Here is a 26,998-nt window from a genome sequence, read left to right as displayed (position 1 = left end):
GTAGCTATGACCGAGTTGAACGTGGCCGCGGCCCCCTGGCGTGCTGGCGTGATCCAGGACTTCGCTCGCTCCGAGCTTTTCGACCGGACGTTCGAGGAGGGCATGACGCTGGTCGAGGAGACCGCCGCCTATCTCGATGGGGCCGGACGCCATGACAGCAAGATCCTCTCGCGCAATGCGGCGCTGGCCTACGCCAGCGAAAGCATGCGCCTGACCACGCGGCTGATGCAGGTGGCCTCGTGGCTGCTGGTCCAGCGCGCGGTCAAGGAAGGCGAGATGGCCGCCGAGGCCGCCTGCGCGGAGAACTATCGCCTGGGCCTGGAAGCCGGCGAACCCGCCGCCGTCGAGGATCTGCCCTTCGGCCTGGTCAACCTGCTGCAGCGCTCCGAGCGGCTGTATGAGCGCGTCCGCCACCTGGACAAGCGCATGTATCTTGAAGCCGCCGCCGACGAGGAAGCGCCCCGTCCCGTGCAGGCGCAGTTCGACCGCCTGAGCGCGGCGTTCGGGGTGGCGTGAGGCGACGCGAAGCTGTCTGGCTGCCGGGTTTCAGGATCCTTCTGACCTGCGTCGCGGTGGTTCTTGCCCTGGGCGCCGCCACGTTCAGCCTGACATTCCAGCCCTATGTACTGGTGGTGGCGCACAATCTCACAGGTGCGCCGGTGGATCTTGATCTGGGCATCGAAGGCTCTGCGATCGGGGCCCGCCACGTGGGACGCGGCGGCTGGAGCCTGGGCGTCCTGAAAGTGGGCCCTGACACCGAGGCCTATGTCACTTGCCGCCCTGAGACCGAGCCGTCAGTTCGCACGGAAACGGGGCTCTACGTTACGTCGAGCCTGCAGCAGCTGCTGGTGGCGGACGTGAAACGGTGCGACCAGATCGATATCGACAGCCACGCCGTGATCGACCCGCTGGTCTGGGTGCTGTCCCGACCTCGCGGCTAATCGGCGCCCGAAACGGAAAAGGCCGGCCCGCGAACGCGGAACCGGCCTTTCGTCGCCCTTACGGCGAGAAGCGTGAGACGCTTACTTCTTGGCGGTGAAGCCGGCGAACTTGGCGTTGAAGCGCGAGACGCGGCCGCCGCGGTCGAGCATCTGGCTGTTGCCGCCGGTCCAGGCCGGGTGCACGCGCGGATCGATGTCCAGCGCCAGGGTCGCGCCTTCTTTCCCGTAGGTCGAACGGGTCTGATAGGTGGTCCCGTCGGTCAGGGTGACGGTGATGAAGTGGTAGTCGGGGTGAATGTCTTGTTTCATCGGGCGATCCAACCGACTTGAGGCGGCGTGTAATGTGAGCGGGCGCCAAACCTTGCGGGTGGCTCTCGGAGACGCGCGGCTATAAAGAAAGCGCGCGATTTTGGCAAGGGTCAGTTGATGAGCGACGTGAACGCGGGCGAGATTTCGGCCGAAGGCAGGCCGAGCGCGGGCGCGGAGCTGGTGCAGAGCCTGGCCGAGGCGGCCAACCGCCGGCCGCGCCGCAAGGATGTCCGCCCGCTGGCCCATTTGCTGCCGTTCGTGCGCCGCCACATCGGCGATGCGCTGGCCGCCGGCTTCTTCCTGCTGTTCTCGACCAGCGCTACCCTGGGCCTGACGGCGGCCTTCAAGGGCGTGATCGACAAGGGCTTCGCCAAAGGTTCCGGCGACGCCGTCAACACCGCCTTCCTCGGTCTGGGCGCGGTCGCCCTGGTGCTGGCCGTGGCCACGGCGGCGCGCTTCTTCTTCGTCACCCGGCTGGGCGAGCGGGTGGTCGCCGACCTGCGCCGGGCGCTGTACGGCCACACCCTGACCCTGGATCCAGCCTTCTTCCTGAAGACCCGCACGGGCGAGGTGCTGTCGCGGATGACCACCGACATCACCATTGTCGAGACCCTGGTGGGGACCTCGGCCTCGGTGGCGCTGCGCAACACGCTCAGCCTGATCGGCGGCCTGGGCTACATGGCCGTGGTCAGCCCCAAGCTGGCCGGCTTCATCGTGCTGATGGTGCCCGTGATCCTGGCGCCGATGTTCCTGCTGGGCCGCAATGTGCGCAAGCTGTCGGTCGCCGCCCAGGACCGGTTCGCCGATGCGGTCGGCTACGCCGGCGAGAGCCTCGACGCCCTGGACACCGTCCAGGCCTTCGGGCGCGAGGCGGCGGCCGACACCCGGTTCGGCGGCGCCGTCGAGGCGGCCTACAAGGCCTCGGTCCGCCGGATCAGCGCCCGGGCGGGCATGACCGCCGTAGTCATCGTCCTGGCGTTCGGCGGCATCACCCTGCTGCTGTGGACCGGCGCGCACCTGGTTCTGTCCGGCGAGATGACGCCGGGCACCCTGGCCCAGTTCGCCCTGCTGGCGATCATGGCCGCCGGCTCGGTCGGGGCCCTGGGCGAGGTCTGGGGCGACGTCCAGAAGGCGGCCGGGGCCATGGAGCGGATCTCCGACCTGCTCAATTCCGAACCGGGCATCGCGGCGCCGGATCAGCCCCGCACGCTGCCTACGCCGGCCCGGGGCGCCATCGCCTTCGAGGGCGTGACTTTCGCCTATCCCGGACGGCCCGACCTGCCGGCCCTGAAGGGCTTCGACCTAGTGGTCAGGCCGGGCGAGACCGTGGCCCTGGTCGGTCCGTCCGGTGCGGGCAAGAGCACGGTGCTGCGGCTGCTGCTGCGCTTCTACGATCCGCAGGCCGGCGTGGTGACGCTGGACGGCGTCGACCTGCGGGCCGCCGACCCCGCCGAGGTGCGCGACCGCATGGCCCTGGTGGCCCAGGACAGTCCGCTGTTCTCCGGTTCGGCCCTGGACAACATCCGCTTCGGCCGCGAGGACGCCACGGAGGAGGAGGCGCGCGCCGCCGCCGACGCGGCCCAGGCCACACCCTTCATCAACGCTTTGCCGCAGGGCTTCGACACGCCCGTCGGCGAGCGGGCCAAAACCCTGTCGGGCGGCCAGCGCCAGCGCCTGGCCATTGCCCGCGCCCTGGTCCGCAACGCGCCGATCCTGCTGCTGGACGAGGCCACCAGCGCCCTGGACGCCGAGAACGAGCGCCTGGTCCAGAAGGCCCTGCACGACGCCATGAGCAAACGCACCACCCTGGTCATCGCCCACCGCCTGGCCACCGTGCTCAAGGCCGACCGCATCGTGGTCATGGAGGACGGGCGCGTGGTGGAGCAGGGCACCCACGCCGAACTCTCGGCCCAGGGCGGGCTCTACGCCAAGCTGGCCCGGCTGCAGTTCGGGGTGGAAGCGGCTTAGAGCGCATTAGAACGCGTGAGCGGTTTCACCGACGACGCGCTCCAAATGTTTGATTAGAGCCTTTTTAGACGCCTCAACCTGGTCAGGCTAAAAGGCTCTAGGCCGGGTCACGACGACGCCAGGCGCAACAGGCGTTCCGCGCGGGCGACCGGTCGCCGTCGGGAGGGCGAGCAATGCGGCGGTCCTTGCGCCGCTATTGGAACCATTGTGAATGACGCCAGCTGAAACTCAGCAGCGTGGTCGTCAGCGGGGTTTCTCGCAGCGTCAGTGCAATCTGGCCGGAGGGCGTGTCGAGCGACGGAAAATAGGTCACGCCTTCCACGGGCAGGGTCGAGGTCAGAACCGGCTTGACCGGCCCGGTATTGAGAGCGCCGCGCTGGCTGAAGCTGGCGACCGTCCAACGGTCGTCGTCACGCCACAGGCCTAGATAGTCGCTGACCAAGGCTTGCGCTTCCCTGCGGTAGCCAACTCGTGTCGCCATCAGAAACTGGCCGCCGTTTTGGGGCGGGGGTCCTGCCAGGGTCACGGGCTTGAGCAAGTCGGCCGGTTCCCGCGATGTGATCGATCCGTCCTTGCCGAAGTCGAACCCTTCGCCGCTTTCCAGAACCGCGGTGTTGACCAGGAACGCCTTGACGGTCTTGGCGCATGGCCCCGTCACCCGCCTGTTTTCGACCAGCCGATGGCTGTCGGTCGCCACTTGCGGACTCCAGGCGATCACGCGGTCGACCTCCGCCTCGCCCGGTTTTACAGACAGGGCGGCCAGCCGCTGACCGGCGGGCGCGCAGGCCGGGCCGCGGCCCGGCATATCGGTCGGCGGCCCGGCGACGGCCGTCGAGGTGCAAGCGCTCAAAAAAAGACCAAGGCTCGAGAGGCCCGTCAAAAGCAGGCATGTCTTCATAATATGACCTCGGGTACTGGAGCATTCCCCGACCCGATTGCGTCGGGCCGAGGCTTTTGCTCCTTGGTTTAAAGCATTTTCCAGCGACGAACCGGCGTCCACTCGCCGGAAAATGCCCTAGACTCGCGCCGTTATTGGAAGGTGAGCGGGGCTCCGCTGTAGCCGCCGCCCGGATTCGCCATCACCACACCCCCCGAACCCGCCACGAGCGCCTGGGCGATGTCGTTGGCGACCCGTTCATTGGCGTCATTCTCGGCTTGCGAAACCGTGCCGTCGTGGTTGGCGTCGATGTTGGAGTTGCTGTCGCGGCCCGCCTGCGTCATGTGCCCGAGCTCGTGCATGGCCAGATAGTCCATGCCGCCGGCCAAGTTGTTATAGGCTGTCAGGATGTCGATATTGTAGCCTACCACCGGATCGCCGTTATTGTAGTTCGCTTCACCGCGCATGCTTTGGTTGGGATAGTTGGTTCCGACCTCGTTGATCTGGAAATCGGTTTTCGACCAAGTATCCTTCAGGTCGGCGCCAGTGACGACATGGCCATTGGGAAGCGTAATCTGCGCAGTGTCCGACAGGCTGTCGATGTAGGCGGTTTCCTTGGCGATCGATACTTTCAGGTTATCGACAGCCGCTTGTTCGGCGGGGGTCAACGGCCGGCTGAAGTTGACCTGAACGTCGATGGAGGCTTGGTCGGCCGAGGGATCGGATCCGCCGCCGCCGCCGCCGTCATAGCCTCCGTCGTACCCCCCGTCGTAGCCGCCGTCCCACCAACCATCCCAGCCGCCGTCTCCGCCGCCGTCGCCGATGACGGTGATTCCGTCGACGGTGTCCGTGCCGCCGGTGATCAGTTCCATCTCTTCAAGCGTCAGTTCACGCATGTCCCGATTGCTCCCCTGGGGCGTTTCGACAATGCAATCTGAGATTGGCCGCGCGGTTTTGACCAGCGATCATCTGCAGCGTTGGCATGACGATTGTGTGATCTGAGGTTGTGTCCTGTCGAGCGTGCGGCGGCGATCCTTCATCCTTCGAGGTGACATTCCGCCGCGGCGTCGGCGAAACTGCGACCATGACCCCTGTCCGAGTCGCGTCCCCCGCCCGTCCCGCTGGCCTGCCGCTGATCCTGGTCGCCGCCAGCTTCGGCTTCACGATCGTCCAACTGGACGTGACCATCGTCAACGTGGCGCTGGACGCCATCGGCCGCGAGTTCGGGGCACCGACCGCCAGCCTGCAATGGGTGGTCGACGCCTATACCCTGCTGCTGGCGGCGCTGCTGCTGTCGGCCGGGGCGCTGGGCGACCGGTTCGGGCCGCGCCGGGCCTTTCTGACGGGACTTCTGTTGTTCGCGGTGTCGTCGGCGGCCTGCGGCCTGGCCCGGGACGCGCTGCAGCTGGTCCTGGCCCGGGCGATCCAGGGGGCGGCCGCCGCCCTGCTGGTGCCGCCGTCCCTGGCCCTGATCGCCCATGCGGCGGCCGGCGACGACCGGGCGCGGGCCTGGGCCGTCGGCTGGTGGACGGCGGCGGGCGGCGTGTCGATCGCTGCTGGGCCGGTGATCGGCGGCCTGCTGATCGGCGCCCTGGGCTGGCGCTGGGTGTTCCTGGTCAACCTGCCGCTCTGCCTGCTGGGCGCGGCCCTGACCCTGGCCTTCGTGCCCGAGGTCCCGCCGCGCGAAAAGCGGCCGCTGGACCTGCCTGGCCAGGCCCTGGGCTTCGTCGCCCTGGCCTGCCTGGTGGGAGCGGTGATCGAGGGCGGCCATCGCGGCTGGGGGGATCTCCTGGTGGCCAGCGCCCTGGTCGTCGGCATGGCGGCGGCGGCGGCCTTCCTGTGGGTGGAGATCCGCAGCCCGCACCCCGCCGTGCCGCTGGCGGTGTTCCGGAGCCGCATGGTCTGGTCTGCGGTGGTGATCGGGGTCGGCGTCAACTTCACCTATTACGGCGTGATTTTCGTGCTGGGTCTCTTCCTGCAGCGCTCGGCGGGGTACGACGTCGTGCAGGCGGGCCTGGCCTTCCTGCCCCTGACGGCGACCTTCATCGTCTCCAACCTGCTGAGCGGGCGGGTCGCCCACCGGTTCGGTCCGGCGCGGACCATGGCCGGCGGCGTGCTGGTGGCCGCGATCGGCTACGCCCTGACCAGCCGGCTGTCGCCGTCCACGCCCTACGGGCTGATGATCCCGGGCTTCCTGCTGATTCCGGCGGGCATGGGCACGGCGGTGCCCGCCATGACCAGCGCCTTGCTGGCCAACGTCGACCGTCACGTCTCGGGCGCGGCCTCGGGCGTGCTGAACGCCTGTCGCCAGGCCGCGGGCGCGGCTGGCGTTGCGGTGATGGGCGCCCTGGCGACCGGCGGGCCGGACCGGATCGCCGCCGGCTTGCGGACCTCGGGCCTGATCGCCGCGACGGTGCTGCTGGGCGCGGCCTGGGTGGCGTGGCGCAGCGACCGGGCCCCGAGGCCGACTGTCGGCTAGCCGACGGCAACCGGATGAAATCTCGACTGTTTTCGTCATCGGAGGTGGAATCGGCCGCTTTTTCGGCGCGTGGAAGGCCAAGTCGCCGCGCCGTGCTTGAAACCTCGCCGGCCATGAGGTCTGCTGCACCTTGGCCGTTGTCGCGGTCGGGAAGGAACACGGGCATGGTGAACACCCGTGATCGGGGGCTCGTCGTCGGGACGTCCGCGCCGGGCGAAATGCGAGAGCGGATCGACGCGTTCGACTGGGCGGCGACGCCGCTCGGATCACGCGCCGCCTGGTCGCCCAGCCTGAGCTTCGCTGTCGACATGATCGTCGCCAGCCGGTTTCCCAGCGCCCTGCGCTGGGGCCCCGAGCTGGTGCTGATCTATAACGACGCCTATGCGCCGATGCTGGGCGAGCGCCATCCCCGCGTCCTTGGCAAGACCTTCGCCGAGGCCCCGCCCACCTCGGCCGCCGAGTCCGAGGAGCCGGAGCGCGCCGTCCTGGCGGGCGCCAGCGGCGGCGCGATCATCGAGGAGCTGCCGCTCTCGACCACCCATCCGGACGGCTCGGTCAGCGAGGGCTATTTCACCATCCGCCTCAGCCCGATGCCCGACGCGGCCGCGCCCTCGGGTGTCGGCGGGGTGCTGATCGCCCTGACCGATGTCACGCGGAAGGTGCGGACCGAACAGGCGCTGCGGGCCAGCGAGGAGCGCTATCAACTGGCCCTGCAGGCGGCCAGCGGGGTGGGCACCTGGGACTGGGACATCGTCGCCGACAAGGTCTATGCCGACGCCCGTTACGCAGTGTTCCACAATGTCGATCCGGAGCGGGCGGCTCAGGGCGCGCCACTGTCCGAATTCACCAAGGCTCTGCATCCCGACGATTTCGACCGGCTGCTCAGGTCGGGCCGAACCAGCCTGAAGACCACCAGCGAGTTCCTGGAGGAGTACCGGCTGATCCAGGCCGACGGCTCGGTCAAATGGGTGCAGACCCGCGGCCGGGTCGAGCGTGACGCCAAGGGCTGGGCCGTCCGTCATCGCGGGGTAATGGTCGACATCACCGGGCGCAAGCGCACCGAGCAGGCCCTCGAAGCCGCTCAGGCTGACCTGCGCATCGCCGTCGACGCCGCGGGCCTGGGCCGCTGGGACCACAATCCCCAGACCGGCGAGCGCTTCTGGGACAAGCGCTGCCGCGAGATCTACGGCCTGCCGGGCGGCGTGATCGAGAACCCGCCCGAGGCCTTCGAACGTCTGGTCCACCCCGACGACCTGCCGGCCCTGATGGACGCCGTGCGGGGCGCCCTGGATCCGGCCAGCGACAATACGATCAACCGCGAATATCGGATCCGGCGCGATCGCGACGGGGCGACCCGCTGGATCGAGACGTTCGGCCGCGCCTTCTTCCACGAGGGCCAGTGCGTGCGCTTCGTCGGCGTGGTTTCCGACGTGACCGAGCGCAAGGAGGCCGAGGCCGACCAGGTGCTGCGCGAGGCGACCATGGCCCTGGCCCTGGACGCCGGCAATGTCGGCACCTGGGACTTCGACGTTCGCAAGCGCCATTTGCGCTGGTCGGACCGCGGGTACGACATGTTCGGCATCACCCCCGGGGCGGAGGTCGGGCTGGACGACTTCTACGCCGCCATGCACCCCGAGGACCGCGAGGCCACGCGCCAGGCCTTGCTGGCGGCGATGAACCCGGCCCTGCGCGCCGACATCGACGTCGAGTATCGCACGATCGGCCGCGACGACGGCCTGGAGCGCTGGATCTCGGCCAAGGGGCGGGGCTTCTTCGACGAGGCGGGCAGGCCGACCCGCGTGGTCGGCGCCACGGTCGACATCACCGAGCGCAAACGGGCCGAGCTGCACCTGCGGCTGCTGGTCAACGAGCTGAACCATCGGGTGAAGAACTCGCTGGCCACGATCCAGGCGATCGCCGCCCAGACCTTCCACGCCGCCCGCTCCCTGCCCCAGGCTCTGGAGGCGTTCTCGGCCCGCATCGTCGCCCTGGCCGAGGCCCACGACCTGCTGACCCGCGAGAACTGGGAAGGCGCCGACCTGCTGGACCTGCTGAACCGGCTGGAGGTGCTGCACGGCGGGCCCGAGCGGTTCGCGATCATCGGCCAGCTGGTGCGGCTGTCGCCGCGGATGGCCCTGTCGCTATCGATGGTGCTGCACGAGTTGGCGACCAACGCCGTCAAGTACGGGGCGCTGTCGACGCCGCAGGGCCAGGTGCGGATCGCCTGGACCGTGGTCCCGGGCCCCGCCCAGCCCCGCCTGGTCCTGACCTGGACCGAGACCGGCGGGCCGCCGGTCCAGCCGCCGACCCGGCGGGGCTTCGGCTCGCGACTGATCGAGCGCGGCCTGGCGGCGGAGCTGTCGGGCGAGGCGCGGATCGACTTCAAACCGGACGGGGTCGTGTGCCGGATCGAGGCGGCGCTGGACGGGTAGGACGGATCAGGAATCGACCGGCGCCGGCGCCTTGGCGGGTACGGGCTTCAGGGCGCCGATCGCGACGGCGACCAGGGCCATCACGGCCACCGGGACCAGGGCCAGCAGCCAGACCAGCACCACCAGGGCCAGTTGCAGCGCGCTGGTCACCACCACCAAGGCCTTGGATTCCTTGTGGTGTTCTCGGCGGTTGCGGGCGCGGGACGTCGCGGGCGCGGCGGGCATGGTGCTCTCGAATTCTATGTCCCCGACCCGACATAGACCCTAGCCGCGCGCCTTCCCGGCGAAAATCGGGTAAAACCCTGAACGGGCGCTTTACCGTGTTCGGAGGTTCCGGGCGATCTGGGCGTCGCTGCGCCGCAGGCTCAGCAGGGCCGCGCCGGCCAGGCCCAGCGGGATCAGGGCCCAGGGCAAGAAGCCGGCCACGGCGATGCCGGTCGCCCCGGCCAGCAGGGCCGAGACCAGCATCTCGGCGACCGTGGCCATCCACGAAGCCGCGCCGCGCCGCTTGAACTCCGAGCGCTTGCCCGGTCGTTGGTGCCAGATGTTGATCAGGCCGCTGCTCCAGGCGGCCAGGGCGGCGCCGAGGGCTGTCCAGGCTCCGGCGGCGGGCGCGAACCAGGCCAGGACCGCGATCGGCAGGACCAGGAACAGCGCCACCGGAACCAGGGCGGCGACGATCTTGGCGCGGCGCAGGGTGCGGATCCTGGCCGGCGACACGGCCAGGAGGTCGGGCGCCTCCTCGGCCGACAGGGTGATCCAGGCGAGGCTTCCGGCCACCTGTCCGGCCAGGAACGCCACTACCCCGGCCCTGCCGGCCAGGGCCGCACCCGTCCCGTGCGCGGCGTTCCGGCTGAGCAACAGCGCCGTGGGGATCAGATAGAGCACCCGCAGCAGCACCTGCGACAGCAGGGCCGCGTCACGCCCGATCAGCAGCAGCTCCTTGCGCAGGATGGCGAGGAATGGTCCAGCGGCGAAGGCACGGCGGGCCTTCCTGCCGCCCGCCCGGGCCGGTCGCGCCGCGGTCTTGCCCTGGGTGGCGGCCGCGGCGTCGGAGAACCGCCGGCCCAGGGTCAGGGCGGCCATGGCGAACAGCGCCGCCGACGCGGCCAGCAAGGCCAGCAGCGGCAGGGGTTGGCCCAGCATGGCCCGCAGCGGCAGGCTGATGACCGGCGTCGGATGCAGCCGTCCCTCCTGCGCCTGGCGGGTGATCTCGGCGAACAGGCTGTTGCTCTTCTGCTCGCCCAGGAGGGTGCGGGTCTGGCTGACCAGGAAGAAGGCGGCGCCCACCAGGGCCGCCATCACCTGGGCCACGGTGCGGGTGCGGCGCGGGCCGATCAAGGCGAACAGCGCCATGGCCAGCAGCAGGCCGACGGCGGTGGAAGCCAGGGCCAGGGCCCCGAGCACGCCGAACACCCCGATCCAGCCGGGATGGCCCCAGATCACCGACGGCAGCAGCAGCGGCGTCACCAGGATCAGGAAGATGGTGATCACTCCGCCCGCCACGCCCAGCGAGCGGACGAACAGCACCTTGGCCGGCCCGATCGGCGAGGAGAACAGCAGGTCCAGGTCGCCCCGCTCGTACAGCGCCTCGCTCGACGCGCTCAAGGTTTGAGACAGCATCAGGGTGAAGATCACGGCGCTGGCCAGGGCCGCCAGGCTGATCGAGATCGGGTTGATCGGAATCTGGATGTCGTGCAGCCCCAGGGCCGCCAGAACGCCGGCCGCCAGCAGGATCGTCGCCACGACCAGCAGGCTGACCAAGCCGCGCGAGCCCTTGCCGGCCCGGCCGGCGCGGAAGTTGCGCCAGTACAGCCGCATCTCGTGGGCCAGCAGCCAGGGGATGGAGCCGGGCGCAGCCAGGGTCACACCCAGGGTCACGGGGCGTCTCCGCCGGCGTCGCTGGCGGTCAACTGCAGGAAGACGTCCTCCAGGCTGGAGTTTCCCCGGCCTTCGCCGGCCTGGCCGCGCAGGGCGTCCAGCGTGCCCTCGGCCAACAGGCGGCCGCCGGCGATGATGCCGATGCGGTCGGCCATCCGCTCGGCCACCTCCAGGATGTGGGTGGTCAGGATCACCGTGCCGCCGGCGTCGACGCGTTCCTGCAGCATGTCCTTGACCAGGCGGGCGGCGGCGGCGTCCAGGCCGGTCAGCGGCTCGTCCAGGATCAGCAGGCGCGGGTCGTGGATCAGGGCTCCGGCCAGGGCCACCTTCTGCTTCATGCCGCGCGAGAAGCCCTCGCAGCGGGTGCGGGCCTCGACCGCCAGGCCCAGCTTGGCCAGCAGGTCCTCGGCCCTGGCCTTGGCCGCCTTGGGCTCGACGTTCCAGAGGCCGGCGACGAACTCCAGATATTCCAGCGGCGTCAGCCGGTCATAGACCATGGCCTCGTCCGGAGCCCAGGCGGTGATCGCCTTGGCGGCGGCCGGGTCGGCCCGGGCGTCGATCCCGAAGATGCTGATGGCGCCCTTGTCGGGCTTGGTCAGGCCGGCCACCATCCGCAGGGTGGTGGTCTTGCCCGCCCCGTTCGGCCCCAGCAGGGCGTAGAGCTCGCCGGCATGGACGGTGAGGTCCAGGTCCATGACCGCCGGCCTGGTGAAGGTCTTGTCGAGGCCGCGAACGATCAGAGCTTCGGTCAAGGCGCGGCGTCTCCCCGTGTGGCGCGCGAGGATGTGAACGCGATTGCGGCGACGGTTTCAAGCGGGCGACGCGAGCGAAGGATCCGTCGGCGACGCTCAGGCCACCACGATCCGCGCGTGGGTGAACGCTTCGGCGTACTCGGGCGTCAGGGGCTGGTCCGTGACCAGCACGTCGACATCAGTCAGGTGGGCCGTCCGGATCAGGCCGTAGCGGTCGAACTTGCTGGCGTCGGCGGCCAGGATCACCGTGCGGGCCTTGCCATAGACGATCCGGTTGGCGGCGGCCTCGCCCGAATGGAAGTCCATCAGTCCCTGGTCGCGGCTGATCGCTCCCACCGACAGCACGGCCAGGGTCGGCGTGAACTGGGCCAGGTAGTCGCAGCTGCGGTGGTCGAAGAAGGCCTTGTACTGGTAGTCGAGCTCGCCGCCCGACAGGAAGACCCTGTTGTCATTGCGGCCGCCCAGTTCGGCGCTCACCGCCACCGAATTGGTGATCACGGTCAGGGACCTGTGCTGGCGCAGGGCCTTGGCGACGTAGTAGCTGGTCGTGCCGCTGTCGATATGGACGATGCCGCCGTCGGGAACCAGGCCGGCGACGGCCCGGGCGATGCGCTGCTTGGCCTCGGCGTTCTCCCGCAGCCGCAGCTCGAATGGCCCCTCCACCGCGCCCAGCGGCAGGCTGACCGCGCCATGGCCCTTGGAGATGGCGCCGCTGGCTTCCAGCACCTTGAGCTCGCGGCGGATGGTCTCCTCGGAAACCTGGAGTTCCTGGGCCAGGTCGCGAACCGCATAGGCGCCGGCCGCCTGGACACGGGCGATGATCGCCTGTTGCCGAACCCTTCGCTTGGTCATGCTTGCTCCCCGAAACTGACGGAGAAATGACGGAGTTGCACGCAACACGTCAAGGCTTCTGCGGATGGTGCGCGGAATTCCACAAATTTTAAGGTTCAAATGTGGATATAGTGCGATCTACGCATTTTTCAGTCATAATTGTCGCAGAACTGACGCGGAGGGTCCCTAAGGAGGGCGCCGACAGACGGACCCGCTGGGGGGCCGCGCCTGAGCTGGTGACACCATGACCCGATCGACCTTCGGCGGTCTCGACGACCCTCGCGCCGATCACGCGCGGCGTTCGCGCGGCGCCTGGCTGGCCGGAAGCGCCGCCGGCGTCCTGCTCCTGGCGACCCTGGGCCCGGCGGCGCACGCGGCGGACCTGAACGACGGCGGCGGCGACGTCTCGGCGGTGGTCGTCAACGGCAAGCGCAACGCCAGCGCCGCCCAGCAGGTCGAGGCGATCGGCGCCACCAACGTGCTGTCGGCCGACCAGATCCAGCGCAATCCCGATCAGAACGTGGTCGACGCGCTGGCCCGTCTGCCCGGCGTCTCGGTTTCCCCCACCGACAACATGGGTTCGCCGTCGCAAGGCAACCACCACGGCGTCGACGCCGCGGGACGGGGCGAAGGCTCCTTCGTCAGCCTGCGCGGCCTGAACGGCGCCTACAACGTCAACCTGCTCAACGGCGTCAACGCCGCCCAGGGCATGCCCTACAGCCGCCAGATCGAACTGAGCCTGCTGCCGCCGGTCGGCCTGGACCGGATCGTGGTGTCCAAGACCTCGACCGCCGACATGGACGGCGACGCCATCGGCGGCACGATCGACTTCCGCACCCCGACCGGCCTGGACTTCAAGGACCCGATGACCCGGATCTACGTCCAGGCCGGCCTGGCGCAGTTGCCGCTGCGCTACGGCCTCAAGGGCGGCTCGGGCCTGGCCCAGGCGGAACTGGCGCGTCGGTTCGGCGCTGACAGCCGGTTCGGGATCTACGCCACCGCCTATTACGGCAAGCGCAACTTCGCCTCGACCATGCAGGACTACCAGGCCGGCCAGTGGGAGCACGCCATCTCCGATGGCGAGCAGGGCAGCAACCCGGTCGGCATGGACAAGAGCGACAACCTGCTGCTGACCAGCCTCAACGCCCAGTTCACGCGCGGCCAGCAGAAGCGCTACGGCGCCATCGCCTCGCTGGACTGGGAGGGCGAACGCACGACGCTCTACGCCCGCGGCAGCTTCGCCCGTTCGAACATCGACCAGGAGGTCTACCAGAAGAGCATCCAGGCCGACGGCTATTCGGCCGGGGTGCTGCGACCCGACGGCCTGTACCAGAACGCCGAGGACGACGGCGAATATCACTACTGGTTCGAGACCTCGCCGGAGGTGTCGGAGCTGGACTCGTTCCAGCTGGGCGGCCAGTCGAAGTTCGGCCGCCTGACCGTGGACTACAACGCCTTCTACAGCTGGGGCGAGAACTCGGCCCCCGACCACGCCGAGATCACCTACCAGACCGACGCCGACCACGACCTCAACGGCCCGTTCACGGTGACCTATCGCGACCGCTACCCCATTCCGCAGCTGACGCCCGCCCAGCTGGCGCGACTGAACGACAGCCGCCTGTTCCTGGTCGGCGAGGACAGCGGCGAATTCACCAGCTCCCACAGCGAGCAGCGCAAGACCGGCGGCAGGGTCGACTTCCACTACGACGTCGATGGCGACGTGCTGCGCGACCTGGCGTTCGGCGCGAAATATGTCGAGAGCCGCCGGGAGACCAGTTCACGCGACTACAGCGGCCTCAATCCCTATCCGGCGGGCTCGACCCTGGCCGACAGTCCATTGATTAACCGGACGCTGGGCCAGACCATCAAGGGCGTCTACCCCTACGCCCTTCCGATCGGCGACGGCGCGGCCCTGACCGACCTGATGGCCAGGCTGTCCAAGGCCCAGGCCCTGTCGGCCGACGACTTCAACAAGAACACCACGTCGGGCACGGAAAAGGTCTCGTCCGTCTACGTGCTGGCCAATCTCAAGCTCGGCGTCGTCGAGGTGCAGCCGGGCCTGCGCTACGAGCACACCGACATCCACGACACGTTCTGGAACCAGGTCACCAATCCGGACGACAGCGCTGGAGCCTCGGCCTTCGCCTCCAACCGGACGACGTACGATTTCGTGCTGCCCAGCGTGCACGCCAACTACCGTCCCGACGCCGAGACGGTGGTGCGGGCCTCGATCTGGCGCAGCTATGTGCGGCCGGCCTTCTTCCAGCTGGCCGGCGGCCGGCGAACCACGCTCAATCCCGACGGCTCGATCGACATCACCGAGGGCAATCCGAACCTCAAGGCGATCTCGGCGGTCAACTACGACGTCTCCTACGAGCACGCCGGCGCCAGCGGGACCCAGGTCATGGTCGGGCTGTTCCTGAAGGACCTGTCCAACTACCTCTACGATCGCGGCAACACCTACCGCGCCCAGGCCGTGGCCCAGACGGGGATCTCCTCGATCAGCCGCCCCGAGAACGGCGGGGACGCGCGGGTCTACGGCCTTGAGGTGTCCGGACGGCGCCAGTTCACCGAACTGCAAGGCTGGCTGGGCGGCCTGGGCGTCAGCGGCAACCTGACCCTGCAGCGCTCGAAGGTCGACCTGAAGGATCCGGACACCGACAGCGGCATGCGGATGCAGGGCTCGCCGGATCTGCTCTACAACGCTTCGCTGTTCTATGACCGCGACGGCCTGACCGCGAGCCTGGCCTATCGCTATGGAGGTCCGACCCTGGTCAGCTACCGGTTCGGCGACTACGGCGGCGCGGATCTCAACGAGTGGCAGCGCGCCACCCGCACCCTGGACGCCAGCGTCGCCTACCAGTTCCAGAGCGGTCTGAAGCTGACCCTGTCGGCCTCGAACCTGCTCAACGACTACGGCTACTACCGGACGGTCGGCCGCGACAGCGGGACGATCCCGCAACTGGTCTCGTCCGGTCGTAACGCCTTCATATCAGCGGCCTATAGCTTCTGATGCTTTCCTCGCCCGGCCGCTTCGTGCTCCCCCTAGCGAAGCGGCCCAACCGGAGCGTTCCATGCCCTTCACCCGACGCCGTTTCATGAAGACCGCTTCGGGGGCGGCCTTGGGCGCGACGGTGGCCAGCGGCCCCGCCCGGGCGACATCGCCCGGGCGGGGTTCGATCCAGGACGTCGAGCACGTGGTCATCCTGATGCAGGAGAACCGCTCGTTCGACCACTATTTCGGGACGCTGCGCGGCGTGCGCGGCTTCGACGATCCACACCCCGTACTGAAGCCGAACGGCGATCCTGTCTGGATGCAGAAGCAGCTGGACCAGGACGGCGGCGAGACGGTCATGCCGTTCCGGCTGAACACCGGCGTCACCGCCGCCCAATGCCTGTCGGGCCTCGACCACAGTTGGAAGGGCAGCCACGACCGCTGGAAGAACTACGACGTCTGGATGCCCGAGAAGGGCCCGATGAGCATGGGCCACCTCACGCGTGAGGACATCCCCTACTACTACGCCCTGGCCGACGCCTTCACGATCTGCGACGCCTATCACGCCTCGGTGCATGGACCGACCGGCCCCAACCGCCTGTTCCTGTTTTCGGGGACCAACGGCCTGAGCGTCGGCCAGGTCACGGTCTCGGCCGTCTCCAACGAGGGTTCCGACGACAACGGCTGCGCCGACATGGCCAAGGACGACCCAGCCTTCCCCGGCTACGCCTGGACGCCCTATGCCGCGCGCCTGGAGGCGGCCGGGATCAGCTGGAAGGTCTACCAGGAGTACGACAACTACAGCGACAACCCGCTGGCCTATTTCCCGATGTACCGCAATCTCGACAGCGGCTCCGTGGCCTACCAGTGGGCCCGGGCCTGGGTGGCGGGCTCGACCAAGGAGAACGTCCCTGAAACGACGGGCCAGCACCTGGTCGACGCCTTCGCCGCCGACGTCGCGGCCGACACCCTGCCGGCCGTGTCGTGGATCGTCGCGCCGTTCAAGCTGTGCGAGCACCCCGACGCGCCGCCGGCCTATGGCGAGACCCTGACCGCCCGGCTGGTCGCGGTCCTGGGCTCCAATCCCGACGTCTGGAAGAAGACCGTCTTCATCCTGAACTATGACGAGAACGACGGCTTCTTCGACCACGTGCCGCCGCCGATCCCGGCGATCCGGCCGGACTTGGGCGCCAGCACGGTCGACCTGCGTGGCGAGGACTATCACGGCGAACCGGTGGGCCTGGGCTTCCGGGTGCCGATGCTGATCGTCTCGCCTTGGACGCGCGGCGGTTGGGTCAATTCGCAGGTCTTCGACCACACCTCGGTGCTGCGCTTCCTGGAGCGGCGGTTCGGGGTGGCGGAGCCCAATATCGGTCCCTGGCGACGGGCGGTGTGCGGGGACCTGACCTCGGCCTTCGACTTCGACATTTCCGAGGCCCAGCGGCGCGACACCAGCTGGCTGCGGCAGTTGCCCGAGACCGGCGACTTCAGGGCGCGCAGCGACGCCAGCTGTCGCCTGCCCAAGGCGACCTACGCCCAGCCGCCGGCGATGCCGCGCCAGGAGCCCGGCGTCCGGCCGGCCCGGCCGCTGCCCTACGATCTGGAGGTCCTGGCGCACTGGACCGGCGACCAGGTGACCTTGCGGTTCCTCAACCGGGGCGAAGCCGGGGCGGTGTTCACGGTCTACCGCGACGGCGACGGCAACGGTCCGCGCTATTACACGGTCGAGGCCGGCAAAAGCCTGTCGGGCGTGTGGCCGGTGGCGCGATCGGCCAAGACCGAGGGCTTTGCCGTTCATGGCCCGGCCGGCTTCTATCGCGCGTTCCGGGGCGGGCGCGCCGACGCCGGCGCTCGACCCATGGCGTGACGATCCTTTGGAGTTTCGACGCGGCGGAGTTTGGCGCGAACTTTCAATTGACACAACCATGAGCCGCATGTCCCCCTGAGACGCGAGCGCCAGGGAGGGCAGCCATGAGCGACAAGAACCCGCCGATACCGCCATGCTTCGACTGCGGCGACGACCCGATCAACCGCCTGATCGAGATGTTCGTCGGCATCGCTCAGAAGAAGCGCATCGGCCTGGGCCAGCGGCCCGCCGAACGCCCGGTGTTCCGCAAGCTGCACGGCGTGGCCCACGGCCGGCTGGAGATGGCCAAGGACATTCCGGCCGACCTCAAGGTCGGGGTGTTCGCCCATGATGACCTGACCGCCTGGATGCGGTTCTCCAGCGACACCTCGCCCACCTCGCCGGACCTGCAGTCGACCGTGGGGATCGGGCTGAAGGTGTTCGGCGTGCCAGGCGAGAAGGCCTACGGCGGCGTCGGCGACACCGCTGATTTCATCCTGCAGAACTACCCCGTCTTCTTCGTCGATAACGCCAAGGAGATGTGCGAGTTCACCTATGCCGGCGTGGTCCAGGGCGACTATCCGACCTATCTGGCGCACCACCCCAAGACCAGCCGCATCCTCAACGAGATGGCCAAGGTCGAGGGCAGCGTCCTGACCACCACCTACTGGGGCATCCTGCCGTTCGGGGCGGGCCAGAAGCAGGCGGTGAAGTATCGCCTCGATCCCGAAACCCCGCCCGAGAACGTGGCCAACGACGCGCCCGACTACCTGGCCGTGGACATGGCCAACCGCCTGTCCAAGGACGACTACCGCTTCCGGTTCATGGTCCAGCGCCGGACTCATCCGAAGACCATGCCGCTGGACGAGGCGACGGTCGAATGGCCGGAGTCCGAAAGTCCGTTCATCCAGGTGGCGACCCTGGTCATCCCCCGCCAGGACGTGGAGGAACGCGGCCAGGCCGAGTACGGCCAGTCCCTGGCCTTCAACATCTTTCGCGTGCCGCCCGAGCAGGCCCCGGTTCCCGAATCCTCGATCGCGGCGGTCCGCAAGGCCGTCTACGCCGCCAGCGCCGACACCCGCCACGAGGCCAACGGCCAGCCGCTGAGGGATCCGGCCCAGCCGCGCGAGGTCCGCCTGCCGCCCGAAACGCCGCCGGACACCTGCATCGTCAAGGCGGCGATCTACCCGTCCATCGGCGTCGCGCGGGTCGGCAACAGTCCGGACGAATGGTATCTGGGTCCGGAAACCCCCGATCCCGAGCCGCTGCCGCCCGGCGCCTATCGCGACAAGAAGGGCCGGCTCAAGCGCCAGGCCGCGCGGTTCCGGGTCTATGGGATCAACGCCAAGGGCCAGATCGTCCGCGAGCTGACGGGGGAGGGCGACGACGCCAAGATCGCCTGGTCGGTGGAATTGGCCAACACCAAGTCGGCCTGGTACGGCTTCCAGCTGGCGCTGGACATCCCGGAGGCGGCCTCGGCCCCGCCCACCGTGCTGCGCAACGCGGCTGTCACCGAGCGGTCACGTCTGTCGATCACGCCGGGCGCGCGCGAAGTGGCCGGCCGCAACGCCAGGCCCAAGACCTTCGACGACGGCGAGTTCATGGGGCAGAAGGTCTATCTCGGCGAGGTCTCGACCGACGCCGAAGGCCGGCTGATCGTGCTGGGCGGCCACGGCAAGTCGGCCTCGTGCGACGGCAGCTGGGCCATCACCTTCGCCAACAACGAGGGTTGGTACGACGACATCTCCGACGGCCCGGTCACGGCCAAGGTCTCGCTGAACGGGACGCCGCTCGAGGTCGTGCCGGCTTGGGTGGTGGTGGCCCCGCCCAACTTCGGCCCGCAGCGCAAGTCGGTGCGGACCATGTGGGACCTGATGCGCGACGTCGCCATCACGGCCGGGACCCTGCCTGCGCCCAAGCGTCCGTCATTCACTCACGATATCCTGCCGATCTTCCAGCGGCTGGCCGGACTGCAATGGGTCAACGCCGGCTTCGCGGCGGGCTTCGGCTGGCGCGGGGCGTTCGACGTCTCGACGCCCGAGGGCGTGGCCAGGCTGGCCGACCGCGGCCCGGCCAACCAGGAGATCCGCCGCGTCCTGGCCAATTCCTTCCGCCGCTTCGACGTCGATTCCTGGTCGCCCAAGCCCTGGCCCTGGCTCTATGGCGACGCCATGGCCATTCCGCCGGCCCCGACGCCGCGCCAGAACTGCGCGCTCAGCGACTGTCAGCTGGCCATGCTGGACCAGTGGGCTATGGGCGAATTCGAGGACGATTACGATCCGGCCTATGCGCCGCCCAGCCGGATCGACCAAGTCCCCGTCCACCTGCAAGGCGACGTCCTGACCAAGGCCGCGCTCGACTTCTGCCTGGCCGACGCCTTCCATCCGGGCTGCGAGATGACCTGGCCGGTTCGGACGGCGACGATGTACATGGAGCCTTTCCGCTTCGCTCACGTCCTGCCCGATTGGGTGGCGCCGAACCTTGGCGAGGTGCTGACCAGCGACGGCATGACGATTCCCAACGGCCCGCTCTACGGCCAGGTCCCCGGCGGGATCACCCGCTGGATGGCCGTGCCCTGGCAGACCGACAGCGCCAGCTGCCGCTCGGGCTACGACACCGCCTATGACCCCTATGTTCCCGCCTTCTGGCCGGCGCGGGTGCCCGACCAGGTCATGACGCGCGAGAACTACGAGATCCTGATGGACGAGAAGCGTCCGCTGTCGGAGCGCCGCGCCGCCTTCGCCAACCGGGCCGCCTGGATCGATCCGCTGGGGACCACCAGCTACACCGACCAGATCAACAACATGATCGAGCATTTCGACCACCTGGGCGTGGTCGAGGTTCATCCGGGCCCCGGCGACACCGACGCCTTCCCCAAGGTCGTCGAGGTGGAAGACCGCCGCAAGACGATCCACGACGTCATTCCCAAGAGCGGTAAGGGGCCGCGCAGCCTGAAGTCGACCGCCCACCAAGGCGCCGCCCACGCCGGCGCGCCGGGGACCAACCGGCAGGTCGACATCTCGGGGATCGACAAGTTCCGGCGCTTCCCCCTGGGCCTGCCGGTGCAGTTCAAGTAGGCGAGCGTGCCGGACTACGACGTCGTCATCGTCGGGGCCGGGCCGGCGGGGGCGACCGCCGCCCTCAACCTGGCCCCGTTCCGGCGGGTGCTGCTGGTCGACCGCTGGCCCGCGCCGCGCGTCCGGATCGGCGAGTCCCTGCCGGGCGCGGCGCGACGCCTGCTGATCGACATGGGCCTGTGGACGGGCTTCGCGGCGGACGGTCATGCCCCACGCCATGCCCATCGCGGCGTCTGGGGCGAGGCCAGCCCGGTCGAGCGCGACGCGCTGGCCGATCCCGACGGCCACGGCTGGCACCTGGACCGCGCGCGGTTCGAAGGGCGGCTGCGGGCGACGGCGGTCGCCCGCGGCGCGATCCTGCTCGCGCCCGCCCGGCCCCTCGCCCTGGCCCGGGACGGTGATGGCTGGCGCCTGCGCCTCGAGGTGGGCGGCCAGGTTCTGGATCTCGGCGCGCGCCTGATCGTGGATGCGGCGGGCCGCGCCTCGCGCCTCCTCTCGGGCCTGGGACCGCGTCGCGCCGCCGACGATCGTCTGGTCTGCGCCTGGCTGCGGGCGCGGGCCGACCTGCCCGACGGCGTCACCCAGATCGAGGCGGAGGCAGGCGGTTGGTGGTACGCCGCGCCCCTTCCGCATGGCGAGGCCGTGCTGGCCTTTCACACGGATGCGGACCTGCCCCAGGCGCGCCTGGTCCGTGACCGCGCGGCGCTGCTGGAGCGCGCCCGAAGCCTGCCCATGCTGGGAGGAGCGCTGGCCAGCGCCGGCTGGGACGACGCGGGCGCCGGCTACTGCGCGGCCCATGGCGCCACGCTTTCGCCGCCCGCGGGACCCGACTGGATCGCCGTCGGCGACGCCGCCCTGGCCTTCGATCCGCTCTCGTCCCAGGGTCTGTTCAACGCCCTCTATACCGGCCTCGCCGGGGCCGAGACCGTTGACCGCCTGCTATCGGGTGAAGCCGGAGCGGCGGCGGAGTACGTCGACGAACTGGACCGGGTCCGCCAGACCTATGTACGCCACCTGGCGGCCTGGTATGGGCTGGAGCGGCGCTGGCCGGACGCGCCGTTCTGGGCGCGACGCCACACTCCGGCCAACGCCGTGGTCCAAATGGCCAGGCCCGCGACCTGGGTGGCTTCGCCCATCGCTGCGCAGACCGGCGCCGGGTTTTCCTTCTCCTGAGTTTCGGCGGCGGGTCCGTAGGGGGCGAAACCGCGCAGGCTTCCGTCCCGTAGCGGACAACGGGGCCCCGATGCTGTGGCCGGTCGATTCGTCGCCTGAAGGTTCAGAATGTTCCAATTTTGTCCGAGTATATATCGGCTTGGATGGAGCGCTGCGCGACCGGTCGGGCGGGGCTTGAAGCCCGGAAAGCAACCTGTGCCCCGCAAGGTGACATGCCAGAAACGCCGGCCCGTCTAGACGCCAGGCGAGGGACGCTGTGCGTCGCGAGCGTTCCGAAATTTCCAGGCCGATTGCTTGATGGCATTAATATTACAAACTTGTTGACGGCCGGAGACTGGGCGGGCAGGTTTGGTCGGACAATTGGCGGTCACGAGGAAAATACCTCGGGCCTATTCACCTAGGGGGAACGATGAAACGTCTCGCTTTCATGCTGTCGGTCGCGCCGATGGCGCTTTTGGCCATGCCCGCCGCGGCCCAGACCGCGCCGGCAGCCCAGAAATCGTCGGACAAGCCCGTCGCTGAAGCCTCGGCCGTCGACGAAGTCGTCGTGACCGGTTTGCGGGAAAGCCTGCGGTCGGCGCAGCAGATCAAGCGCAATTCCGACGCCATCCTCGACGCGGTCGTCGCCGAGGACATCGGCAAGCTGCCGGACAACACCGCGGCCGAGACCCTGGCGCGCATCACCGGCGTGCAGGTCGAGCGCTTCAGCGACGAGGCCAACCGCGTGCTGATCCGCGGCCTGCCCGATGTCGCCACTACCTATAACGGCCGCGAGATCTTCACCGCCGAGCTGCGCCGCGTGCAGTTGCAGGACTTCCCGGCCCAGGCGCTGGCGGGGATCGAGGTCTACAAGTCCGGGACGGCCGACATCGTCGAGCCGGGCCTGGCCGGCCTGATCAATGTCCGTACCCGTCGCCCCTTCGACTTCAAGGACTGGTTCGTCGGCGGCGGCGTCCGCGGCACCTATAACGACCAGACCAAGAAGTACGACCCGAACGGCAACATCCTGGTTTCGAACCGCTGGGACACGCCCATCGGCGAGATCGGCGTCCTGGCCAACGCCACCTACGCCCAGTCGCAGTACCGCAACGGCGTGCGGTACAACAACCAGGACATCTCCACGGTCAGTCCCGCGTCGAGCGTTTCGCCAGCGTCAGTGGGCCATAGCTTCCGCTATCCGCACTCGGTCGGCCTCTACAACGACGGCGGCAAGCGCTTCCGGCCTTCCGGGAACATCGCCCTCCAGTGGCGGCCGAACGACAAGCTGGAGGTCTATTTCGACGGCATCTACCAGGGCTATCGTGGCCGGCAGGCGACCGACAACCTGGACGTCAACCTGCGGGACTGGGATTCGACGGTCCAGCAGGATCCCACGCTGACCAATGTCACGCTGGTCCCCGGGACCACCGACCAGGCGGCGGGCTTCACCAAGACCGGTGGCGTTGCGCCGCAGGCCTATCGTTCGACCGGCGCCGACCACACCAACACCTACCAGGGCGCCGTCGGGGCGACCTGGCGCGGCGATCGCCTGACCCTGTCCACCGACCTGGCCTACGAGGACAGCGAGTACGAGGCCCGCAACTGGAGCCTGGACAGCGCCTTCGCTTCGCCGCCGACCGTCGTCGTGAAGTTCAATGAAAAGGACGGCGCGGCGTTCGACATCACCAACTTCAACGCCGCCGACCCCGCCAGCTATCTCTGGCGCGGCTATTACGAGCGCCACTACATCGCCAAGGGCAGCGGGGTCCAATGGCGCGGCGACGCAGTGTTCAACACCGGCTCCTCGTGGCTTCCGGAACTCAAGTTCGGCCTGCGCTTCACTGATCGGGACGCTTCGTTGATCCAGGGCTCGCGCTACGCCTGGGTGCTGCCCCTGAAGCTGCCGCTGGCTGGCCTGCCCGTGGGCGAACTGCAGATGGTCGCGGATCCGTTCCGCGGCAACTCGCAGGGCTTCACCCAATACCTGATGCCGACGCGTGACGGCATCGCCGGGAACTTCACGGGCCTGCAACAGCGTTCCATCGCCGCCTTGCAGCAACTGGTGGCCCTCAACCCCAATGACCAAGGCTACAAGGACACGCTGAAGGCGTTCAGCAGCCCCGACGTGCCGCTGGACCAGGGCGGCGCCTTCAGCGCCACCGAGCAGAGCTACGCCGAGTACGCCCAGGCCAAGTACAACTTCGATGTCGGGTCGGTCGCCTTCGACGGCGTGATCGGCGTCCGAGTCGTCCAGACCCTCGGCGAGTTTTCGGGCACCTCGCGCGTTTCGGTCAATGGCGTCACGTCCCTGATCCCGCGGACGATCCGGCAGAACTACACCGACGTCCTGCCGAACGTCAGCCTGCGGATCCGGCCGATCGACAAGCTGCAGCTACGCGTCGGCTACACCCAGACCCGCACCCGCGTCGATTTTGGCGCGCTCAACCCATCCCTGAACGTCACCCAGGTGGTTCGGGACCCCACGCAACCCATCGATCCCAACGCGCCTCCGCAGCCGAACGCCTACGGCTCGGGCGGCAACCCCGACCTCCTGCCGCTGACGTCCAACAACTACGATGTCAGCGCCGAGTACTACTTCTCCAGCACCGGCAGCATCACCGTCGCCGGCTTCTATCGCGACCTGTTCGGCTTCACGAGCAACTACACCCGGCGTGTCCAGGATCCCGTCTACGGCCTGATCGAGATCAACCGTCCGGAGAATTCCGGCGCGGGCAAGATCAAGGGTTTCGAGGTCGGCGCCCAGACCTTCCTGGACTTCCTGCCGGAGGCGTTCAAGGGCTTCGGCGTCCAGGGGAACGTCACCTATATCGACGGCAAGAACCAGTTTCCCACGGTGCTGGGCGGCGACGCCGACTACGTCCGGATCACGGGCCTGTCGAAGTGGACCTACAACGCCGCGCTGTTCTACGAGCGTAACGGCGTGACGGGGCGGATCTCGTACAATCGCCGCTCGCCGTGGGTGAACTACTATCGCCAGGCGCCCGACGGTTCGCAGTACACGGGGGTCGGGGTCAAGGCGATCTCCCGCCTGGACGCGTCGCTGAGCTATGACATCTCCAAGCACTTGACGATCAGCGCCGACGTCTCGAACCTGCTGGCCAAGCCGTTCGAGAACATCAACAACTACCAGCCCGACCGCACCTATCCGGTCGATGTCCGCTACGAAGGCCGCTATTACGGCCTGGGCCTGCGCTTCCGCTTCGGCGAATGATGCAAGGACCGGCTAGCGGCGTCGCCGCTGGCCGGTCTGGCTTCTACAATATCGACGACTGACGGACGGCTCGGGAGGCCGGGATGCTGAACTTCGATCGACGCCTGCGGGCCGTGGCGCTGGCGCTGCTGTTCATGCTGGGCGGCGGCCGGATCGCGGCGGCGGCGGACCTCCCCGACACCATCCTCTACGGCGTCGCCTACTACGACGAATACACCCCGACCGACCGCGTCGAGGAGGACGCGCGGATGATGCAGGCGGCGGGGATCACCGTCGTCCGCATCGCCGAGTCCACCTGGGGCACGCTGGAGCCCCAGCCCGGCGTCTTCGACTTCAGCCATGTCGACCGGACCCTGGCGGCCATGCAGCGGCACGGCATCAAGGTGATCGTCGGCACACCGACCTACGCCGTCCCCACCTGGCTGGCCCGCGAGCACCCCAACGTCCTGGTCGTCACGCCGAAGGGCCGCGCCGAGTACGGCTGGCGGCAGAACATGGACATTACCGACCCCGACTATCGCCGCGCCGCCGAGCGGGTGATCGTCGCCCTGGTCGACCACGTGAAGGACCACCCGGCGGTCATCGGCTACCAGGTCGACAACGAGACCAAGGCCTATGGCACCAGCGGTCCCAACGTGCAGGCCGCCTTCGTCGCCGACATGAAGCGCCGCTGGCCCGACCTCGACGCCCTGAACAAGGCCTATGGTCTGGACTACTGGAGCAACCGCATCAACCGCTGGGAGGACTTCCCGTCGGTCAACGGCTCGATCAACGCCAGCCTGTCAAACGCCTTCGCGCGGTTCCAGCGCGGCCTGGTCACCGACTTCCTGGCCTGGCAGGCCGGTCTGGTGCGGGCCCACGCCCGGCCGGACCAGTTCATCACCCACAATTTCGACTTCGCCTGGCGCGGCCATTCGTTCGGCGTGCAGCCCGAGGTGAACCACTGGGAGGCGGCCAAGGCGCTGGATGTGGCCGGCGTCGACATCTACCACCCCAGCCAGGACAAGCTGACCGGCGCCGAGATCGCCTTCGGCGGCGACGTGAGCCGGTCCGTGCGCGACGGGCAGAACTACCTGGTGCTGGAGACCGAGGCCCAGGGCTTCCCCGAATGGACGCCTTATCCCGGCCAGCTGCGGCTGCAGGCCTTCAGCCACCTGGCCTCGGGCGCCAACATGGTCGAGTACTGGCACTGGGCCAGTACGTCCAACGCCATCGAGACCTACTGGCGCGGGGTGCTCTCGCAGGACTACCGGCCCAACGCCGTCTACGAGGAGGCCAAGACCATCGGCGCCGACCTCAAGCGGCTGGGCCCCAAGCTGGTCAACATGAAGAAGCGCAACCGCGTCGCGATCTATGTCAGCAACACCGCGCTGAGCGCCTTCGACTCGTTCAAGATCAGCCCGGACGTCGGCTATAACGACGTGCTGCGCCCCTATTACGACGCCCTCTACCGGATGAACGTCGAGGTCGACTTCCTGTCGCCCAGCTCCAAGACGCCGCTGTCCGACTACCAACTGATCGTGGTCCCCGCGCTCTACGCGGCCAGCGACGCCGAGATCGACCGGCTGAACGCCTACGCCAAGGCCGGCGGCCACCTAGTCTACACCTTCAAGAGCGGCTTCACCGACGAGAACACCAAGGTGCGCTACACGCCCCAGCCGGGCGGGATCACGCAGGCGGCGGGCGTCCGCTATGAGCAATTCACGCGGCCGGAGGGCGTGACCCTGGACGGCGACCCCTTCGCCGTCGGCGACAAGGACAACACCGCCCGCTGGTGGATGGAGTTCCTCACCCCGACCACGGCCACCGTCGTGGCGCGCTACAAGCATCCCTCCTGGCCGGCCTATGCGGCCATGACCCGCAACGCCTACGGCAAGGGCGAGGTCGCCTATGTCGGCTTCATGCCGACCGACGCGGTGATCGAGAAGATCCTGGCCGGCGAGGCCCGGCGCGCCGGCGTCGAGCTTCCGCAGGCCCGGTTCCCGGTCATCGTGCGCGGCGGCCAGCTGTCGAACGGCCGCGCGGTGCGCTACGTGCTGAACTATTCGGCCGCGCCGCAGCGCCTGGCGGGCGGAGCCGGGGCGGGGACCGAGTTGCTGTCGGGACGCAAGGTCGAGGCCGGCCAGGCCCTCGACCTGCCGCCCTGGGGCGTGGCGATCATCGAGGCGACCGGGCGCTGATCGCGAGGGACGCGTTTCCCGTTCGCGTCCCGGTTTGGAGAGCCAT

At 68.8% G+C, this 26,998-nt stretch carries 18 protein-coding genes; 11 read left to right on the top strand and 7 right to left on the bottom strand.

Going from position 1 to position 26,998, the window contains the following annotated elements:
• The first annotated feature begins 6 nt into the window (after positions 1-6).
• Both rcdA and G3M57_RS21385 read left to right on the top strand, forming a co-directional pair.
• Positions 7-516: a protease adaptor protein RcdA gene (gene rcdA / locus G3M57_RS21390; RefSeq protein WP_056751781.1), complete on the top strand. Its 510-nt coding sequence runs from the start codon at positions 7-9 to the stop codon at positions 514-516.
• A complete protein-coding gene (locus G3M57_RS21385; protein ID WP_056751780.1) occupies positions 513-941 on the top strand; it encodes a hypothetical protein in 429 nt (142 codons plus the stop codon). The genes rcdA and G3M57_RS21385 overlap by 4 nt, the downstream gene beginning before the upstream one ends.
• Positions 942-1,022: 81 nt before the next feature.
• On the opposite strand, the gene rpmE is transcribed toward G3M57_RS21385, so the two are convergent.
• Positions 1,023-1,250, bottom strand: a complete 228-nt coding sequence (gene rpmE, locus G3M57_RS21380) for a 50S ribosomal protein L31 (RefSeq protein WP_056751777.1) — start codon at positions 1,248-1,250, stop codon at positions 1,023-1,025.
• A 114-nt stretch (positions 1,251-1,364) separates the two neighbouring features.
• Between rpmE and G3M57_RS21375 the strand changes: the two genes are divergently transcribed.
• Positions 1,365-3,218: an ABC transporter transmembrane domain-containing protein gene (locus G3M57_RS21375; protein ID WP_163232887.1), complete on the top strand. Its 1,854-nt coding sequence runs from the start codon at positions 1,365-1,367 to the stop codon at positions 3,216-3,218.
• A gap of 193 nt (positions 3,219-3,411) precedes the next feature.
• On the opposite strand, the gene G3M57_RS21370 is transcribed toward G3M57_RS21375, so the two are convergent.
• Positions 3,412-4,116 (bottom strand): hypothetical protein, encoded by a 705-nt coding sequence (locus G3M57_RS21370; protein ID WP_163232885.1) that lies wholly within the window; start codon positions 4,114-4,116, stop codon positions 3,412-3,414.
• Positions 4,117-4,247: 131 nt separating this feature from the next.
• Positions 4,248-4,991, bottom strand: a complete 744-nt coding sequence (locus G3M57_RS27185; protein ID WP_188916238.1) for a hypothetical protein — start codon at positions 4,989-4,991, stop codon at positions 4,248-4,250.
• A gap of 188 nt (positions 4,992-5,179) precedes the next feature.
• Between G3M57_RS27185 and G3M57_RS21360 the strand changes: the two genes are divergently transcribed.
• Positions 5,180-6,574, top strand: coding sequence for an MFS transporter (locus G3M57_RS21360; protein ID WP_163232883.1), 1,395 nt, complete (start codon positions 5,180-5,182; stop codon positions 6,572-6,574).
• A gap of 164 nt (positions 6,575-6,738) precedes the next feature.
• Positions 6,739-9,006 carry a PAS domain-containing sensor histidine kinase gene (locus G3M57_RS21355; RefSeq protein WP_163232881.1) on the top strand — a complete coding sequence of 756 codons (2,268 nt, stop codon included), beginning with the start codon at positions 6,739-6,741 and terminating at the stop codon, positions 9,004-9,006.
• 6 nt (positions 9,007-9,012) lie between these two features.
• On the opposite strand, the gene G3M57_RS21350 is transcribed toward G3M57_RS21355, so the two are convergent.
• The 4 genes from G3M57_RS21350 to G3M57_RS21335 form a co-directional block, all read right to left on the bottom strand.
• Positions 9,013-9,231: a hypothetical protein gene (locus G3M57_RS21350; RefSeq protein ID WP_163232879.1), complete on the bottom strand. Its 219-nt coding sequence runs from the start codon at positions 9,229-9,231 to the stop codon at positions 9,013-9,015.
• Positions 9,232-9,321: 90 nt separating this feature from the next.
• The gene (locus G3M57_RS21345) at positions 9,322-10,887 is read right to left on the bottom strand and encodes a hypothetical protein (protein ID WP_308424042.1); all 1,566 of its coding nucleotides are present in this window, start codon (positions 10,885-10,887) and stop codon (positions 9,322-9,324) included.
• On the bottom strand, positions 10,884-11,582 hold the full coding sequence (locus G3M57_RS21340) for an ABC transporter ATP-binding protein (protein ID WP_230983895.1): 699 nt from the start codon (positions 11,580-11,582) through the stop codon (positions 10,884-10,886). The genes G3M57_RS21345 and G3M57_RS21340 overlap by 4 nt, the downstream gene beginning before the upstream one ends.
• A gap of 153 nt (positions 11,583-11,735) precedes the next feature.
• Complete coding sequence (locus tag G3M57_RS21335) at positions 11,736-12,491, bottom strand: DeoR/GlpR family DNA-binding transcription regulator (protein ID WP_056751754.1); 756 nt, start codon at positions 12,489-12,491, stop codon at positions 11,736-11,738.
• A gap of 223 nt (positions 12,492-12,714) precedes the next feature.
• On the opposite strand from G3M57_RS21335, the gene G3M57_RS21330 reads away from it, so the two are divergent.
• From G3M57_RS21330 to G3M57_RS21305, 6 genes are all read left to right on the top strand, one after another.
• On the top strand, positions 12,715-15,483 hold the full coding sequence (locus G3M57_RS21330; protein WP_163232875.1) for a TonB-dependent receptor: 2,769 nt from the start codon (positions 12,715-12,717) through the stop codon (positions 15,481-15,483).
• A 61-nt stretch (positions 15,484-15,544) separates the two neighbouring features.
• On the top strand, positions 15,545-17,332 hold the full coding sequence (locus G3M57_RS21325) for a phosphocholine-specific phospholipase C (RefSeq protein ID WP_208789636.1): 1,788 nt from the start codon (positions 15,545-15,547) through the stop codon (positions 17,330-17,332).
• Positions 17,333-17,436: 104 nt separating this feature from the next.
• Positions 17,437-20,388, top strand: coding sequence for a LodA/GoxA family CTQ-dependent oxidase (locus G3M57_RS21320; protein ID WP_163232873.1), 2,952 nt, complete (start codon positions 17,437-17,439; stop codon positions 20,386-20,388).
• 6 nt (positions 20,389-20,394) lie between these two features.
• Positions 20,395-21,561, top strand: a complete 1,167-nt coding sequence (locus G3M57_RS21315) for a tryptophan 7-halogenase (RefSeq protein ID WP_163232871.1) — start codon at positions 20,395-20,397, stop codon at positions 21,559-21,561.
• A gap of 409 nt (positions 21,562-21,970) precedes the next feature.
• Entirely contained in the window at positions 21,971-24,772 is a 2,802-nt protein-coding gene (locus G3M57_RS21310) for a TonB-dependent receptor (protein WP_230983891.1), read from the top strand.
• A gap of 83 nt (positions 24,773-24,855) precedes the next feature.
• Complete coding sequence (locus tag G3M57_RS21305; protein WP_163232869.1) at positions 24,856-26,952, top strand: beta-galactosidase; 2,097 nt, start codon at positions 24,856-24,858, stop codon at positions 26,950-26,952.
• The last annotated feature ends 46 nt before the right edge of the window (positions 26,953-26,998 follow it).

It is taken from the genome of Caulobacter rhizosphaerae, assembly GCF_010977555.1.
Lineage (GTDB): Bacteria > Pseudomonadota > Alphaproteobacteria > Caulobacterales > Caulobacteraceae > Caulobacter > Caulobacter rhizosphaerae.
This window is presented reverse-complemented; position numbering and strand designations above follow the sequence as displayed.

Excerpts from the sequence above, each read along its gene's own strand:
- rcdA (WP_056751781.1), top strand. The coding sequence starts at position 7 with ATGACCGAGTTGAACGTGGCCGCGGCCCCCTGGCGTGCTGGCGTGATC.
- rpmE (WP_056751777.1), bottom strand. The coding sequence starts at position 1,250 with ATGAAACAAGACATTCACCCCGACTACCACTTCATCACCGTCACCCTG.
- G3M57_RS21370 (WP_163232885.1), bottom strand. The coding sequence starts at position 4,116 with ATGAAGACATGCCTGCTTTTGACGGGCCTCTCGAGCCTTGGTCTTTTT.
- G3M57_RS27185 (WP_188916238.1), bottom strand. The coding sequence starts at position 4,991 with ATGCGTGAACTGACGCTTGAAGAGATGGAACTGATCACCGGCGGCACG.
- G3M57_RS21360 (WP_163232883.1), top strand. The coding sequence starts at position 5,180 with ATGACCCCTGTCCGAGTCGCGTCCCCCGCCCGTCCCGCTGGCCTGCCG.
- G3M57_RS21355 (WP_163232881.1), top strand. The coding sequence starts at position 6,739 with ATGGTGAACACCCGTGATCGGGGGCTCGTCGTCGGGACGTCCGCGCCG.
- G3M57_RS21350 (WP_163232879.1), bottom strand. The coding sequence starts at position 9,231 with ATGCCCGCCGCGCCCGCGACGTCCCGCGCCCGCAACCGCCGAGAACAC.
- G3M57_RS21340 (WP_230983895.1), bottom strand. The coding sequence starts at position 11,582 with ATGGACCTGGACCTCACCGTCCATGCCGGCGAGCTCTACGCCCTGCTG.
- G3M57_RS21335 (WP_056751754.1), bottom strand. The coding sequence starts at position 12,491 with ATGACCAAGCGAAGGGTTCGGCAACAGGCGATCATCGCCCGTGTCCAG.
- G3M57_RS21330 (WP_163232875.1), top strand. The coding sequence starts at position 12,715 with ATGACCCGATCGACCTTCGGCGGTCTCGACGACCCTCGCGCCGATCAC.
- G3M57_RS21325 (WP_208789636.1), top strand. The coding sequence starts at position 15,545 with ATGCCCTTCACCCGACGCCGTTTCATGAAGACCGCTTCGGGGGCGGCC.
- G3M57_RS21320 (WP_163232873.1), top strand. The coding sequence starts at position 17,437 with ATGAGCGACAAGAACCCGCCGATACCGCCATGCTTCGACTGCGGCGAC.
- G3M57_RS21310 (WP_230983891.1), top strand. The coding sequence starts at position 21,971 with ATGAAACGTCTCGCTTTCATGCTGTCGGTCGCGCCGATGGCGCTTTTG.
- G3M57_RS21305 (WP_163232869.1), top strand. The coding sequence starts at position 24,856 with ATGCTGAACTTCGATCGACGCCTGCGGGCCGTGGCGCTGGCGCTGCTG.